At 38.1% G+C, this 16,575-nt stretch carries 13 protein-coding genes and 1 pseudogene; 11 read left to right on the top strand and 3 right to left on the bottom strand.

The genetic code is table 11. The features are described 5' to 3' along the window. Positions 1-189: 189 nt before the first annotated feature. Positions 190-463: pseudogene (locus AKG98_RS22615) on the bottom strand (thioredoxin-dependent thiol peroxidase); the annotation flags it as partial. A gap of 363 nt (positions 464-826) precedes the next feature. On the opposite strand from AKG98_RS22615, the gene AKG98_RS00350 reads away from it, so the two are divergent. The 3 genes from AKG98_RS00350 to AKG98_RS00360 all read left to right on the top strand — a co-directional run bounded on the left by AKG98_RS00350 (position 827) and on the right by AKG98_RS00360 (position 5,948). Continuing rightward, complete coding sequence (locus AKG98_RS00350; protein WP_228140163.1) at positions 827-1,303, top strand: response regulator; 477 nt, start codon at positions 827-829, stop codon at positions 1,301-1,303. A 374-nt stretch (positions 1,304-1,677) separates the two neighbouring features. After that, the gene (locus tag AKG98_RS00355; RefSeq protein WP_067039655.1) at positions 1,678-2,709 is read left to right on the top strand and encodes an HD domain-containing phosphohydrolase; all 1,032 of its coding nucleotides are present in this window, start codon (positions 1,678-1,680) and stop codon (positions 2,707-2,709) included. Positions 2,710-2,732: 23 nt separating this feature from the next. Beyond that, positions 2,733-5,948 (top strand): hybrid sensor histidine kinase/response regulator, encoded by a 3,216-nt coding sequence (locus AKG98_RS00360; RefSeq protein ID WP_228140164.1) that lies wholly within the window; start codon positions 2,733-2,735, stop codon positions 5,946-5,948. A gap of 89 nt (positions 5,949-6,037) precedes the next feature. On the opposite strand, the gene bcp is transcribed toward AKG98_RS00360, so the two are convergent. Further along, positions 6,038-6,547 (bottom strand): thioredoxin-dependent thiol peroxidase, encoded by a 510-nt coding sequence (gene bcp, locus AKG98_RS00365; RefSeq protein WP_067039658.1) that lies wholly within the window; start codon positions 6,545-6,547, stop codon positions 6,038-6,040. 144 nt (positions 6,548-6,691) lie between these two features. On the opposite strand from bcp, the gene AKG98_RS00370 reads away from it, so the two are divergent. The 6 genes from AKG98_RS00370 (at position 6,692) to AKG98_RS00395 (ending at position 13,718) form a co-directional block, all read left to right on the top strand. Further along, positions 6,692-7,177 (top strand): DUF6314 family protein, encoded by a 486-nt coding sequence (locus AKG98_RS00370; RefSeq protein WP_067039660.1) that lies wholly within the window; start codon positions 6,692-6,694, stop codon positions 7,175-7,177. A gap of 113 nt (positions 7,178-7,290) precedes the next feature. After that, a complete protein-coding gene (locus AKG98_RS00375) occupies positions 7,291-8,184 on the top strand; it encodes a PLP-dependent cysteine synthase family protein (RefSeq protein WP_067039663.1) in 894 nt (297 codons plus the stop codon). After that, positions 8,181-8,606 (top strand): M67 family metallopeptidase, encoded by a 426-nt coding sequence (locus tag AKG98_RS00380; RefSeq protein WP_067039666.1) that lies wholly within the window; start codon positions 8,181-8,183, stop codon positions 8,604-8,606. Before AKG98_RS00375 ends, AKG98_RS00380 begins: the two co-directional genes overlap by 4 nt. A 1-nt stretch (position 8,607) precedes the next feature. Beyond that, complete coding sequence (gene moeB / locus AKG98_RS00385; protein WP_228140165.1) at positions 8,608-10,032, top strand: molybdopterin-synthase adenylyltransferase MoeB; 1,425 nt, start codon at positions 8,608-8,610, stop codon at positions 10,030-10,032. Positions 10,033-10,261: 229 nt separating this feature from the next. Beyond that, positions 10,262-12,781, top strand: coding sequence for a M9 family metallopeptidase (locus tag AKG98_RS00390; protein WP_067039669.1), 2,520 nt, complete (start codon positions 10,262-10,264; stop codon positions 12,779-12,781). 373 nt (positions 12,782-13,154) lie between these two features. After that, positions 13,155-13,718 (top strand): PepSY domain-containing protein, encoded by a 564-nt coding sequence (locus AKG98_RS00395; RefSeq protein ID WP_067039672.1) that lies wholly within the window; start codon positions 13,155-13,157, stop codon positions 13,716-13,718. A 70-nt stretch (positions 13,719-13,788) separates the two neighbouring features. Here AKG98_RS00395 and AKG98_RS00400 read toward each other — a convergent pair whose 3' ends face one another. Next, the gene (locus tag AKG98_RS00400) at positions 13,789-14,328 is read right to left on the bottom strand and encodes a glycine cleavage system protein R (RefSeq protein ID WP_067039675.1); all 540 of its coding nucleotides are present in this window, start codon (positions 14,326-14,328) and stop codon (positions 13,789-13,791) included. A 189-nt stretch (positions 14,329-14,517) separates the two neighbouring features. On the opposite strand from AKG98_RS00400, the gene dapA reads away from it, so the two are divergent. Both dapA and bamC read left to right on the top strand, forming a co-directional pair. After that, positions 14,518-15,396 carry a 4-hydroxy-tetrahydrodipicolinate synthase gene (gene dapA / locus AKG98_RS00405; protein ID WP_067039678.1) on the top strand — a complete coding sequence of 293 codons (879 nt, stop codon included), beginning with the start codon at positions 14,518-14,520 and terminating at the stop codon, positions 15,394-15,396. Between the two features lie 27 nt (positions 15,397-15,423). Further along, complete coding sequence (bamC, locus tag AKG98_RS00410) at positions 15,424-16,548, top strand: outer membrane protein assembly factor BamC (RefSeq protein ID WP_067039681.1); 1,125 nt, start codon at positions 15,424-15,426, stop codon at positions 16,546-16,548. The last annotated feature ends 27 nt before the right edge of the window (positions 16,549-16,575 follow it).

A 16,575-nucleotide genomic window follows, 5' to 3' on the forward strand; every position in this document is an offset into this window, starting at 1 on the left:
TCAAGGCTGGTTGGATAGTATTAAAGGCAATTAGTTCAGGAGCTGATAGAATTTAGTACCTTAGTTAGGTAATAACGTAAGGTTAAGTATACCTAAATGATAAAAAGCCAATAAACAGGAGTCATTATATCCTCAATATCTATTGGCTTTGTATTGTTTTGTAAACTAACCGTAGATTAGATTAACCGATTATTTAGCGGCTAAATAATCCAATACTACTTGGTGATGGTCTTTAGTCTTAAATTTGCTGTAGTCACCTTCTAATGGTACAGCTTTTAGCGATGCAGAAGTGAATACATGTTCAATAACACCTTGTTCATCGATTAAGAAAGACAGTGAATACCATCAAATACCTGACCCATTAATTTTTTCAGGCCCCCAGATACCAAATTCATCACGGGGCACTGAATTTAGTTAGGCGAACCACTTCATCTGGGCTGATGCTAAGTGCTTCTACATTTAAGGCATATGATATGCTCACGTAATTTTTGCGCTTGTTTAATGAAGCCTGGTATTTGGTATAGATTAGAGGGAAGCTGTCTGCGACTATTTTCTTATAAGTAAAGTATTGATCTTATAAACATACTTAGTTTAGTGTTACCGTTTCCTTCCTTTTTTCTAGTTAATATAGGCTGAACCTTTTCGGATTTCGGGGGGATTTGAATTGTAGCGGGTAATCATTCATGTTATTTATGTAGGCAGTTGGATTCATCTGTCTGGGCATGATCTAGTCGATAAATTAATTTTTACTGTGGATTTAAAGTCGAACGGTATCAGATTATTCTGATTATTGACTTTAATGAAGCTTAGCTAAAGCCAAAAATATATGAATATAACACCCCCATTACGTTCTATCTTACTCGTAGACGATATAGCAGAAAACATTCACATTTTGAAAGGTGTTCTTAATGAAGAATATAAGATATTTGCCGTAACAAGTGGTCATAAAGTATTAGCTATTGCAAGGCAAGCCCCTCAGCCAGATATGATTTTACTTGATGTAATTATGCCTGAAATAGATGGGTTTGAAGTTTGTCGTTTACTAAAAAAAGATCCTGTAACTAAGCATATCCCTATAATATTTGTGACCTCAAAAAATGAAGCTGTAGACGAGTTATTAGGGTTTGAATTAGGTGCCGTCGATTATATAACTAAACCTTATAACCCTGCTATTGTAAGATCAAGAATTAAAGCCCATTTATCTTTATCGGTACAGAATAATAATCTAGAAGACTTAGCTAAAATGAATCACGATAATATTATTAGTCGTGAGGAAATGATAGCCTTAAATAATATATTTTAGGGTGGTGCTAGTTGTAGATATATGTTGAATACACTCCAAAGCTACGCTCATAAAAATAATACTAATGTGAACGATGATGTCGCATCTATAATAATACAAAAATTTTCATCATTGAATAATACAGATAAACAGTAAGTGACTCATATCATCGAAATACTCAATATTGGAAATGACGATGAAAATTAACAATATCGGATTTTTTCGGTTTAAATTATATAAAATGAGTATATTTTAATATACAAACTTAATGGCATGAGAGTCTTGCACATATGGTGCTATAGAGCTATTAATCTAAATCAAAGGCTCTTTTCAGCAATACATTTAAGATTATAATCGCTAATCTTAAATTAAAGTGACTACAATAAGAAGATTTTATGCATATAGAAACCCCATTACGTTCTATTTTGATTGTGGATGATATAGCTTGTAACATCCAAATATTAAAAGATATTCTGAATGTAGAATATAAAGTTTTCGCAGCAAAAAATGCTAATAAAGCATTAGCTATTGCACTGCAGTATCCCCAGCCAGATATGATTCTACTTGATGTTATGATGCCTGAAATAGATGGGTTTGAAGCTTGTCGATTACTAAAAAACAATCCTGAAACTAATCATATCCCTATCATTTTTGTTACCGCTAAAAGTGAAATTGTAGATGAATCATTAGGGTTTGAGTTGGGCGCTGTTGACTACATAACTAAACCATTTAACCCCGCTATTGTAAAAACTAGAATTAGATCACAACTTTCTTTTTCGGATCAAAATCATCACCTTGAAAATTTAGTTAAAGTAAGAACACATGAGCTAGAGAGTACTAGGAAAACAATTATAAATATGCTAGGTAGAGCGGCCGAATATAAAGATAATGATACAGGTATGCATATTGTGAGAATGGCTTTATATAGTAAATTACTTGCAGAACAAACCAGTGGTGATAAAGAATGGGCTGATTTATTATATAATGCCGCACCTATGCATGATGTGGGTAAAATTGGCATTCCAGATGCTATTTTATGTAAAGGAGGGAAACTTGATGCGCAAGAATGGGAAATAATGAAAACTCATGCGGTGATCGGTGCGAGTATATTAGGCGGAGAAGACAGCAGCTTATTATTATTAGCAAAAGAGGTAGCCTTGAATCATCACGAGAAATGGAATGGCTCCGGTTATCCCAATGGCTTATCTAGAGAAAAAATCCCCCTGTCTGCTCGTATAGTGGCTCTCGCCGATGTTTTTGATGCTTTAACTAGTGATCGCCCCTATAAAAAAGCTTGGCCAATTGAAAAGGCTGTTAAATTTATTCAAGAGGAATCTGGAGAACACTTTGATCCGAGTTTAGTTGTTCAATTTTTAAAGTTGCTACCCAAATTTGAAGAAATAGCAAAAAACCATCGTAACTTATAATATATTTATTAGAGGCCATTAAAGTGCCTAAATTATTAATAGAATCAAATAACAGTCGCATTATGCTCGGTTTTTTAATAACCATTTGTCTTCTTGTTGCTATTGGTTTAGCGAGCGGTTTCAATTTTATAAAATTAGTTACCGACGAGGAACGCTTCTCAGAAGCAGGACAGTTATTGATTGAACTCGATAAAACTCGTATTGCAGAGCTTATTTATGTTCGAGATGGCTTAGAGAATCATGAAAAAAAAGTGATTGCTCAGACTGAAGTTGTAAAATCATTAATTAAAAAACTCATTAATAATTCTGGACGATTATATATTGGTGGATTGTTAAAAATATTTCATCAATATCAAGTATTTTTTGAGCGTTATGTCTTGCTGAATGAAGAATTGCATAAAAAATACAAGGATATGAAAAATTCAGAAATATTAACAAATGATAGTGTCGAAGCTTTGAAGGTATTGCAAAAAAAGCATATCGACTACGATAAGCAGATAATGATGAAATTTAGGTTAGAAGCAGATGAGATAGTAGGAAATATAAAAAAAATACATCAGTTAGAAAGCGTCCTTAAAGAAATCGCAAGTATTAAAAAACGACCACATATAAATCGTAATTTAGTCCCTTTTGGGGAATATTCTCATAAAATCACCTATCTGAGCAAAGCTTTTAAAATATCCACTAAAACCCCTGAAAACGTAAATAAACTAATGAAGTTAGAGTTTCAAGTAGTAAAATTGAAAGCTCTTTTTAAACGATTAGAAAATCTAAATAACGATGATGATCTAACAAGTAATACTCCATTAGTTATTGATATGGAGAGACAAGCGTTACTGCTTAGAACGTTGATTTTTGATTTACGTACTAGCGAGCTAAAATCCCTTGATGCAATTATTGCACTGCGTGAAAAATCTCAACAATTAATGTCGATAAGAGCAGAGTTTCATGAACACATTGATACTTTATTAGATGATATAAGTACTGTTAGGGGATTTGACCATGAGCTTTCGTCAGTGCAAGAGCAAAAAAAATGGTATTTATTGTTTAGTAAAATTCAACAGTTACTAGTTTTAACAAAAGCCGAAGCTAAAAATATTCCGCCTTCACTTGTAGGAAAAAATAATAAAAGTGCTTTCAATGAACTTTTATCAAATCTTGATCTTTACCTCAATAACCTTTTATCAGTAGCGAATTTAAAAGAACAAAGGTTGCTGCTTAGAAATGAACTGAATGATACGGCTATGAATGCTGATGATATTTTGTCTAGTTTTCGTGAGTATCGATTTAAAGACATGGCTGAATCACGTCGTTTAGCTAACGACATGTTTATGCTTTTTACTTTTTTTTTAATTAGTATCGTATTACTTAGCTACTTTATTTACCGCTCGCAAACATTGCTTACAAATTTAATTCGGCGATTAGGTATTGCAGTAGAGCAAGTAAAAAGTGCAGACCAAGCCAAATTGGATTTCTTAGCTAATATGAGTCATGAAATAAGAACCCCGATGAATGCTATTATCGGCATGAGCTATTTAGCGCTAGACACAGAATTAAATCCTAAACAGCACAACTATATTAGTAAAGTAAACCGCTCTGCTAATGATCTATTAAGAATAGCTAATGACATTTTAGATGTCTCTAAAATGCAAGCCGGTAAACTATTGATTGAAAAAATTGAATTTAATATTTTGGAAGTGTTAGATGAAGTTCGCGATATTATTGGCCTAAAAGCAGAAGAACAGGGCTTAGCATTACTATTTGATATTGATAGTGATTTACCGCTTAATTTCGTTGGTGACCCATTAAGGCTGAAGCAAGTACTCGTCAATTTAGGTAGTAATGCGATTAAATTTACTAGAGAAGGAGAGATCAAATTAAGCTTCAGATGCAAAATACTCGAAGAAGATAAAATTGAACTGATGTGTGAGGTTCGAGATACGGGGATAGGCATGTCACAAGAACAAATGGAACACTTATTTTCTGCATTTTATCAAGCGGACACCTCAACGACACGAAAATATGGTGGTACAGGTTTAGGTTTGGCAATTTGTAAACAATTAACGCAATTAATGCAAGGTGACATATCAGTAACCAGCGATCTTGATGTCGGTAGCTGTTTTTCATTTTACGTGACACTTGACCGTGAAAGACACAGTTCAAATAATGCGCGAGAAACCTTAGACTTTGATGTAATGATGCCATCAGAATATAAATTAGTAGTTGAACGGCAATTACGTGGAGCTAATTTTTTATTAGTTGAAGATAATGAGATTAACCAAGAGCTTGTTTATGAAATATTAACAAATAAAGGTGCTCACGTAACCATTGCCAATCATGGAAAGGAGGCTATTGAATACTTAGATCATCAAACTTTCGATTGTGTACTTATGGACTGTCAAATGCCAATAATGGGTGGTTATGAAGCTACAGCAATAATAAGAATGGATGAACGATTACAGCGGTTACCTATTATTGCAATGACGGCTAATCTCATGGAAAAAGATTTGGAAAGAGTTAAAGAGAGTGGCATGAATGACATCATAGGAAAACCAATCAATATTGTTCATATGATGAACACACTTGCGAAGTGGGTCGATATAAAACAGCCCCGTATACTGAATGAATCGGAGCTGGTACTTAGTACTCCACCTGCTAAAATTCATATAGCAAGCACGATTAATATTGCAGGTCTAGATGATGCGATGGGTTTATCTTGTACTAATAATGACCTCGTACTTTATTATAAATTACTAGGTAGATTTTATAAACGATATATGAAAAAAAATAATGCTTTAATTTTATCTGAGCTAAATTTAGAAGAGAAAAATTTCTTTGTTCATACTTTAAAAGGCCTAGCTGGAAATTTAGGTTTTTTAGATATTTACAAACTTTGTCATACTATCGAAAAGAGTACTGTAAAATCAACGAATAATGATCTGTTGCAGTTACTTGAGCAAATGCTAGCAGATGCATGTGTAGCATTAGAACAATACTTTCAAGCAAGTGATGTTAATGTTACAGGTGATCCCACTAATCAAGTTGGACACCAAACTAAGATCCTGTCGGTTGTAGAAAGCATAAAACAAGCGTTAATGCATTCAGATACCGCTGTTGTCGATTTAATAGAAAAATATTCAGCGAATGAAATCGGCTTATCTATGTCTGATTATGAAATAGTAATAGAACATGTGAATAATTTTGATTTTGATGAAGCATTAACTTTTTTTGATGGCTAATTATTGTTTCACAACAAAAAGCCAACAAACCTGAGTCATTAAATACTTAAACATGTTGGCTTTGTTTTTCTTAAATAAATAAGAAACGATTATTTATTGGCTAAATAATCCAATACTACTTGGTGATGGTCTTTAGTCTTAAATTTGCTGTAGTCACCTTCTAATGGTACAGCTTTTAGCGATGCAGAAGTGAATACATGTTCAATAACACCTTGTTCATCGATTAAGAAAGACAGACGGTGAATACCATCAAATTCCTTACCCATGAATTTTTTAAGGCCCCAAACGCCGAATCCGTCTGCGACTGCATGGTCTGGATCTGAAAGTAGGCTAAAGTTTAATTCATCACGGTCACTGAATTTAGTTAGGCGAACCACTTCATCTGGGCTGATGCCAACGACTTCTACATTTAGCGCTGTTAATGCTGTGATATGATCACGTAGTTTTTGTGCTTGTGTTGTGCAACCCGGCGTCATTGCTTTTGGATAGAAATAAGCTAAGACTTTTTTGCCTGCGAATGAATCAAAAGAAATGCTTTCATTATGTTGGTTAAGCAGAGTAAACGATGGTGCTTTATCACCAGACTTTAAAGTTTGCATGAATATGAGTCCTAACTATGAATAAATCGTATGTGGCTATTGTGCGGGAGTTTTTGCATCTCGACAAGGGACTATTAGCAATTGACATTAATGGACATGAGTACATTAATAAAACAGTGATAAATATTATTTAAAGAGGTAACAGTGCAAACATTGACGCAATTGTGGGATCTGCTTAATCGTTTGAACCGGTTTAGTTTTAAAGTTAACGCTGACAATGAATCTGTCACTGGCTGGCAAGGTGAAGGGCTAGGCTTAATTAAGCGTCGCGCTAGTTGTACTGAAATAGATGTTAGTCAGCCGGAATCGGGAGCCATTGTTGAAACTATCGAACGTGGACATTACTATGTATCAGCCAATCGTAACGTACCTATGCACAATCAATATTTGTGGCAGTTCGGAGGCGATCATATTCGTTTAACCCATTTACGCTTTGGCTGGGATAAACCGGTATTTTTGTTTGATATTATTGAAGATGGCCAAGGTGAATTAGTCACGCGTCAGTCACATCAATGCGCGGCAGATAATTACGATGCCTCGTTTGTATTATCCCCAGACAGTCTTGTGATGCAGTGGCGTATTCAGGGGCCTAAGAAGCGTGAAGTCTTAGATTATATTTATTCGGTATAATGCGCATTGGCGCGTTTTTTGTTCTTAGGTCTATCGTCAACTATACTACCACCTACTTATAAGCACTATTCCGCACAGATAACTTTGACGTTAAATACGTTATTTGGAACGCCATGGAACTGCTGGATTTAATTGGAAATACGCCGTTAATTAACCTGAGCTTTCTAAGCCCACAGCCTGAACGTGTCAGTTTGTTTGCTAAAGCCGAGTGGCTGAATCCCGGCGGCTCGCTTAAAGACCGCTCGGTGAAACTGATCCTAACAAGCGCGATCGAAGATGGCCTGTTACAGCCAGGTAAAATAATTCTCGATTCCAGTAGCGGTAATGCGGGTATTTCTTACAGCATGATTGGCGCAGCGCTCGGCTATGCGGTCACCATCGTGATCCCCGACAATGCGAGTAATGAAAGAAAAATGCGTCTGCGAGCCCACGGTGCGCAGCTGATCGAGACCGATGCGTTAGAAGGTTACGATCAAGCCATCCGTCATGTGCATGAGTTATATGCCAACTCACCAGATAAATATTTCTTTGCCGACCAATACAGTAATCAAGCCAATGTGCTTGCGCATTATCACGGCACCGCCGCGGAGCTAATTGCGCAGGTATCCGGCCCCATCACCCATTTTGTCTGTGGTGTAGGTACTGGCGGCTCCTTAACGGGTATTGCGCAACGACTAAAAGCTAAGTATCCGGGGGTCGTTATCGTGGGGATCCGCCCCGAGCGTTGGCCGGGTATTGAAGGCCTGAAACCCTTGGGCGAAAAAGATGATATTTTACCGAAAATTTTTGATGCCTCTTTGGTTGACCGTTGGCTTGATGTGAGCGCCGATGAAGCCAAAAATATGTGTCTTACTATGGCTGGTCATGGTTATTTTGTGGGGCAATCTTCGGGTGCATACCTTGCTGGTTGCTGCAAATTAATGGCTGAGCTGTCAGAAGGGGTGGTGGCCACCTTAATGTGTGACAGTGGCGAACGTTATTTCAGTACGGGGTTATGGCAATCATGACAATTGAAATTAATGACGCGATTAAGTCGGCGATGCTAGCGCAGGCAGAGTCTTGTTTTCCAAATGAGAGCTGTGGTTTCATTATCGGTTCAAGCAACGCAGACGTGGCCAAGGGGGATTATTATATACCCTGTAACAATGATCACGGACACAATCAGCAGCGCCGTTTTCTCATTGACCCCATAGCCTATCAATTAGCTGAAGATGAGGCGGATACCAACGGGCAAAGTATCATCAGCATTGTCCATTCTCACCCTGATCATCCGGATCTCCCTTCTGAATTTGATCGGTTACATGCCTGGCCTGGAGTCAGTTACATTATTATTGCTGTGTTTGCAGGTAAGGTACGCAGTTATCGATCGTGGCAATTGAGCGATGATCGCAATAAATTCCATCAGGAAGTCATTAATCCGGGAGATTAATATGATGACAGTGACGCTAAAAATCCCATCCCCGCTGCGGCGTTTTACCGATCATAGTCGTACCGTAGACGTTGACGCTGATAGTGTTGCAATGGCACTTGAACAGCTATTTATTCTGTATCCAGATCTGAAATTACAAGTCATGGATGAAAACGGACAGCTACGTAATTTCGTTAATTTATTTCACGACAAGGTCGATATTCGTCAGCAGCAAGGATTAAATACTCGCTTACACCAAGGCAGTGAACTGCGTATCGTCCCGGCAATCGCGGGAGGCTCTGACCCTAAACGTCGTTTGTCTGCTTTGGAGTTGGGTCGTTATAGCCGCCATATCATGTTGCCCGAAATGGGAATTGAAGGACAAGAGTCACTAAAATCTGCCAGTATTTTGATCATCGGTGCGGGTGGGTTAGGCTGCCCGTTGGGTTTGTATCTTGCCGCCGCAGGAGTTGGTCATTTAGGTATAGTGGATAATGACGTTGTCGACGAATCTAATTTGCAACGGCAAGTCTTGTATACCGTCGATGATATCGGTAAGCCGAAAGTCGATTGTGCTGCGGCGCGTCTGCGTCAGCTCAATCCTTATATTGAAATTAGCTGTTATCCCGAGTTACTGACCAGTGCCAATGCCATGCAGTTGATTGAACCCTATGATCTGGTGATTGATGGTACCGATAATTTTCCTACCCGTTATCTGGTGAATGATGCTTGTGTATTACTCAATAAACCGAATATTTACGGTAGTATCTTTCGTTTTGACGGTCAGGCAACTGTGTTTAATTATCAACAAGGGCCCTGTTATCGCTGCCTTTATCCAACTCCACCACCGCCAGGATTAGTACCGTCTTGTGCCGAAGGTGGCGTGCTTGGGGTATTACCGGCTGTGATAGCCTCAATTCAGGCTACCGAAGCGATTAAAATGCTGACCCAAATGGGTGATAGCTTATCCGGTAAGCTGCTGCTATATGATGCGCTGCAAATGGAATTTGAATATTTACAGATCGATAAAAATCCAGATTGCCCGTTATGTGGTAAGCATCCGTCTATTCATGCATTGATCGATTATCAGCAATTTTGTGGTATTACAACCAGTGCTGAACCACGCAGTTATCAGGACATAAGCCCGCAAGAGCTGAAACAGTGGTTGGATACTAAGGAGCCCTTAGTTTTAATCGACGTAAGAGAACTTTATGAGCGCGAAATTTGTAAGATAATGGAGAGCCAGCATATCCCTATGGCTCAAATTGATGCGCATATGGCGGAGTTCAAACCCGAGCAAGTACTGGTGGTTCACTGTAAGTTAGGGGGGCGCTCTGCGAAAGTGTGTCAACAGTTTACTGCTCAGGGTTATAAGCATGTTTTTAATCTCACTGGAGGCATTTTAGCCTGGACGGATGCCATCGATAATACGTTGATCCGTTATTAGTTACAGTCTATAAGAATGCACATCATTTACAATGAAACTGCCTGTCACGTATCATAAATTGAAAAAAATTATAAAATCCAATCATGCCAACACCCCTAAAGTGGTAAGTGCTATCTTTGGGGTGTATTTTAATGCTGCCGCATAACTAAATAACAAGATATTAATAACAAATTAGTTTGTTTATGTGGTTTTTTATTTTGAATTAACAGCGTTATAAATGGAGTTTGTAATGAAAAAACATTTCTTGCTAATTGTTGGTAGTTTGATGGCTGTCGGGTTTGCTCAGGCAGACGGTATAGCATCAAAAAGCCAATTATCTAGGGTCAATCATCAGCATCCACAGCTATCACAGATACAGGATGTAACCGAACGTCCCCCAATGACATTACCTGAGCTGACAACCTATCCTCGCCTAAAGCGGTTTACTATGTTGTCGGATGCAGCAATACCAAATATTAATGAAAGTTGTTCCGTAACTGAATTTACTAGCCGAACAGGCAGGAGTTTGACCGATTACGTGACTGGTGTTTCCAGCGGCTGTATCAATAAACAATTTTCTGTCACTAGCGCTGATGCTGCTAACATTTTTAATGAAAATAATATGCTCACGATTACGGACTCTTTCCGCTCAGCGAGTCGTCGTTACAAGGGTAATAAGGATGATAACATTCTTAATTTAGTACTGTTTTTAAGAGCTGGTTATTATACCCAATTTTATCAACGAGATGCTGTAGGTGAGTACTCTGATGCGATTAAACAGTCGTCCTTGATCGCATTAGATGAATTTTTCAAAAATGAACATTTTACTGATGTAACAGATGAACACGGTAAAGTGCTTTCTGAGGTATTAACGTTAGTGGACAGTTCCGGTCACAATGCCGATTTTATTTATATTGTGAAAGATATGCTGGCGCGTTTTGATAATAGCTGGAATGATTCACGCAATATGAGTGCGTCGATTAACTCGGTATTTACTATCCTATGGCGAGGCCAATGGGCAGATGATTTTGCTGAACATCTTGCAAAAGATAATAGTATTGTTGATGCCCTCAAAGTGTTTATTGATAAGCAGGATTATCTTATCGGTACAGATAATGAGTATTTAATCAACAATGCAGCGAAAGAGCTGGGGCGTATGCTTAACTATGCGCCTTCAGTACAAAATAAGGTAAAACCTTACTTACTTGAATTACTTCGTGATTATAGTATGAGTGGTCGGGGAACCGGTATCTGGTTAGCGGCTGCAGAAATGGTGGACTATTACAGTAATTGTGAAGAATACAATATCTGTGGTTATAAAAAAAAATTAGAGCAACAAGTCCTTCCTATAAGTTATACATGTAGTCCGACAATTCAGATCCGTGCTCAGTCTATGACTCAGGGTGAGCTAAAGCAGTCATGTGAGAAAATGGCGAAGGAAGAGATTTACTTCCACGCAAAACTTAATACGGGTTATCAACCAGTGACGGATGATCATAATTCGGCTCTGGAAGTCGTGATCTTCAATGATGCCACTAATTATAAACAGTACGCGGGTACTTTTTTTGGTATTAGTACTGATAACGGTGGCATGTATCTGGAAGGTGAGCCTTCTGTGCCTAATAATCAAGCGCGTTTTATTGCCCATGAAGCGGATTGGATCACAGATCGCTTTGAGGTTTGGAACCTTAAGCATGAGTATATTCATTATCTTGATGGGCGATACAATATCAAAGGTAATTTTAACGACTCAACAAAAGAATCGACGATCTGGTGGATTGAAGGACTTGCTGAGTATATATCGCACGGTGATGATAATAGTGATGCAATTGAAGTTGGTAAGAACAATAATTATCAATTAAATAAATTATTTATGAATGACTATAACAGTGGTCAAGAACGCGTTTACCGTGGTGGTTATCTAGCCGTTCGCTATATGTTTGAAAAACATGCAGCGGAAGTTAACAATATTCTGAATGAATTACGTCAAGGTAATTTCAGTAACTACGCCAGTTATATGTTATCTATGGGTGATATTTATAATGCAGATTTCAGTTATTGGTTGACTGAACTTGGTAATGATAATAACGGTGGGAATAACATCGGTGAATGTATGACTCCGGAAGAAGCGAATGGCGCTTTAAGTCTTAATACACCTATCTGTGGTCTCTCAGGTACTGATGTAGCTTATTATTACTATTATGTAGAAGAAGCTGGCACTTTGTATTTTTCTATACAGGGTGGTCGTGGTAATGCAGACCTTTATTTTAGTAACAGTGGGTGGCCAACGGATTACCGTTTTACTTTAACGTCGCAACAACAAGGGAATAACGAGTTGATCATGGCTGATGTTGCAATTGGTTGGGTATACTTGATGGTCAAAGGCGAACCTGATTTTTCAGATATAAAACTAATGGTTAGTAATATTACCCCTCAGTTACCGGATAACACTTGCATCGCTAGCGAAGACTTTGACGGTACATTAACGGCAGGCCAGGCGGTTTGCGTTACCTCTGAACACCCCGAATACTTTGCTTACTATGTCGAAGATGATTCAACGTTGTTCTTTAGTACTGAGGGCGGTGAAGGTGATGTAAATCTTTATTATAGTGGCGCTACTTGGGCATCAAAAGATAGCTATCAACAATCCTCAACCAATAGTGGTAATCGTGAAGATATTACAGTACATGCCAGTAAAGGCTGGGTATATCTCACTTTAGATGCTGTGGAAGCATACCGGAATGTGAGAGTAAAGGTTTCAACCTATTAGCATAGTCTGAGTTTTTATGTTTATGACTCCTCGATGTAATGAAGAGGAGTCTGCACATATTTTGAATATGTTTAGCCGTATGAATGATAAATTGGGAATTAAAGGTTAGGCAGATTTAAGAAATAGTTTTTTGGTGGATAAATAAGCAGGTCTAAATTTCGTATTGAGAGTATGTAGTGGTCGATATTTATATTTAAACTGAAATAAATGGTTATTTATTTTGGTAAATGTCCATTATGTAGATTTAGTTCTTTAAGTTGTGGTCTCTACCAGTCTTTCATAATACATATCTCATTGTTGTAAATAACAATGATTATCATTACACTCCTTGTTGTTTGGCATTTTAGCCTAAATCAGATAACAAGGAACGGTTATGAAAAAAGTAAATTGGAAACGAGTCAATCGTAAAACCCACTATTGGGGCGCGGCAATTATCGCGCTACCTATACTTGTTGTGCTTATTAGTGGATTATTACTGCAAGTCAAAAAAGAATTTACTTGGGTTCAACCCGCGAGTATGAAAGGTGAAGGGAAAGTGCCGCAATTATCTTTTCAACAAATATTAGATATCGCTAGCACAGTACCTGAAGCAGAGATTAATGGTTGGAAAAACGTAAGTCGTATCGATGTTAGGCCTTCGAAAGGGATTGTGAAAGTAAAGGCTAAAAACAAAATTGAAATTCAAATTGATAATATCAGCGGAAAAATATTACAAGTGGAATATCGACGTTCAGATCTAATTGAATCGTTACACGATGGTTCATTTTTTCATGAGCATGCTAAATTATGGTTATTTTTACCTGCCGCAGTGATTTTACTGATGCTGTGGATAACGGGGATATATATGTTCTTAATGCCTTATATATTAAGACGTAAAAACCGTAAGAAGTTGGAATTAAGGGACGTTAATCTGCACTTGTCATCATCGATGAATTAATATGTGATACAGGCTGAGATAATAAGATTAGGCGCGGTTAGTATATTTGCTATTAACCGCGTTTTTTCATTTAAGATGTGGTTGTCTTACTTTCAACAATGAATTGATAATCGGCATCTAAATGCTGGCATAGACTTGCAAGTTCAGCTTCTAATTGTACGAGATCGCAGCCATGTGTGGTATTTAAAGTGAAATTAGCTTTTAACACGTCCGAATTTTTATCACTGCTTAATACTTCTGAGCGTAATCCCGCTAAATTAAGATCATGCTTGGTAAAGAATAAGGTGAACTGTTCGATAAGTCCTGTTGAATCAGGAATCGTCACTTCTACTTCAATGGTATGAGCGTAACTAATCGGTTCGTGATGCTCGGTGCGTTTCATCATGGTGATTAAATCAAGCTCTTGGCTCTTTAATGGCAAGCTGGATTCAAGTTGGATCATGGCGTTCCATTCGCCAGACAGAAGCATGATTAAGGTAAATTCATTACCAAAAATAGCCAATTTGCTATCAACGATATTACAGCCGCAATTACTTACGTGTCCAATCAGTTTATGTACGATACCGGGACTGTTGCTGCCAAGGGCGGTGATAACTAAATTTTGCGTCATTTTCTTCCTGATAAATTAAGGTAAACAAGTAGAGCATGATATACCCAAGCAACTTCAAGATGCAACAATCCGTAAGCTTATCAACCAGCATATTGATGTTGTCATGCATATAGCCAAAATATGCTTGCGGCAACCGACTGGTACTATTACTATGCCACGTGTTTTATAGTTAGTTATCACAAGGCCAATATGTTAACAGGTAATATCGTCGCACTTATTACTCCTATGCTCGACAACGGAGACGTCGATCTTTGCTCTTTACAAGGTTTAGTTGAATATCATATCCAGAGCAATACTTCAGCGCTTGCAGTGTTAGGTACCACTGGCGAGTCGTGCACATTTACCCAAGATGAGCACCTTTCCGTGGTTAAAGAAGTACTGGACATGGCGCAAGGTCGTATCGCTATTATTGCTGGTTCAGGGTCAAACAGTACCCGAAACGCCATTACATTAAGTCAAGAATTACACAAACTAGGCGTAACTGCCGGACTTTGTGTCACGCCTTATTATAATAAGCCAACTCAAGAAGGCTTATACCAGCATTACAAAGCGATAACAGAAGCCTGTGATTTACCTCAGATTTTGTATAATGTACCGAGTCGTACAGGTTGTGACATTAGTGATGAGATCGTGGTTAGATTAGCGGAACTTAATGCTATTATAGGTATCAAAGATGCTACCGGTGATTTAACGCGTTTGACTCAGCTTAAGCCTTTCCTGCCGGATGATTTTTTACTATATAGTGGGGATGATGCAACGGGCTGTGAGTTTATGTTGCAAGGTGGTAACGGGGTTATTTCTGTTACCAGTAATGTGGCTGCGGATGCCATGAGCCGTATGTGCGGGTTTGCATTAGCGGGACGGCGCGAAGAAGCGACTGAAATTAATAATAAATTAATGCGTTTACACCAAGATTTATTTGTCGAAGCTAACCCAATCCCGGTAAAATGGGCGTGCAAACAGTTATCTTTGACGACAACGGCTAATTTACGGTTACCATTAATTGAATTAGATCAGCAATATCATGCTCAAGTGAGTGCGGCACTCGCGCTTGCAGTGGACGCATAAATTTTTGAATTAGGGAATATTAATACTATGACTATGTCATCAACAGGTCACCGCTTGACTGCTGCGAAGCGTTATAGCGTTATCGCGTGTGCTATTTTAGTCAGTGCTTGTTCAGGAACAGATACAAGACGTCAGGCAAATCAAGAATTTGAATATTTAAATCAAACAGTCAAACCAGAGTTGGTGATTGCAGACGGACTTGATGCGCCTTTGTATACACAGCGTTTTGATGTGCCTGAATTAGCCGAAGGGACTGAAGACTATCCTGTGGGTAGGGCTGTTGATGTGCGTTCTCCGGTACAAATATTGGCGTTATCACCATTAGTACGTGTTCAAGAAGGCAGTGAAAATGTCACGGTTTGGTTTAATAGCCGTAGTTCACAAGATGATATTTCTGCGCAGGTCTGGACATTGTTAGCGAACTTTTTAGCCGATAAAAAAGTCGCTATTGCTAAACTCGATGACGTGAATCATACGCTAGAAACGGATTGGTTAATTAACCAAGAAACGTTTGATGAATTTAGAGAAGTATCAGAATACGAATTAAAGCAGCGTTATAAGTTCACGCTATTAGCGGGGGAAAATAAACGTACTGTTGGTCTGCAAGTGGACTTGATTGACCATGAAGAACGTTTAGAAGGTACTAAGGTTGATAATGAATTAAGTAAAGGCGATAGCCGTCGTTTTGCTGTTCAAATGTTAAACTTACTTAATATCTATTACGAAATTGATCGTATTGAAGGTAACAACAAAGAGACTGAACAACAAAAAGCATCGAAACTTAAAATTGATTTTGTTGATCAGAAACACCCTGTTATTACATTGAATATTCCGTTTGATGATGCTTGGAAATTATTGCCTATGGTATTAAACAAAGTAGGGATGACGGTTGAAGATGAAGATAAACTGGCAGCCTCGATGTTAATAAGCTTTGACGAACAAACGGATGATTATTGGATTGACAATAAGATCACGCGCGTGACATTAGCGGAAGATGATTACCGCATTCAAGTCGGTGAAATTAATGGTCATACTTCAATTGCCTTCTTTGGTGAAGACAAGCAACCTTTGTCAGCTGAAGTGATGAGCCAATTATTCATTAGTTTGAAAGATGCGGCAGATGTATTACGTGCCGAGAAAGCGGCTGAATAATCGCAATGACACACCTTGCGTGGTTAG

It is taken from the genome of Moritella sp. JT01 (genome assembly GCF_001574435.1).
Lineage (GTDB): Bacteria > Pseudomonadota > Gammaproteobacteria > Enterobacterales > Moritellaceae > Moritella.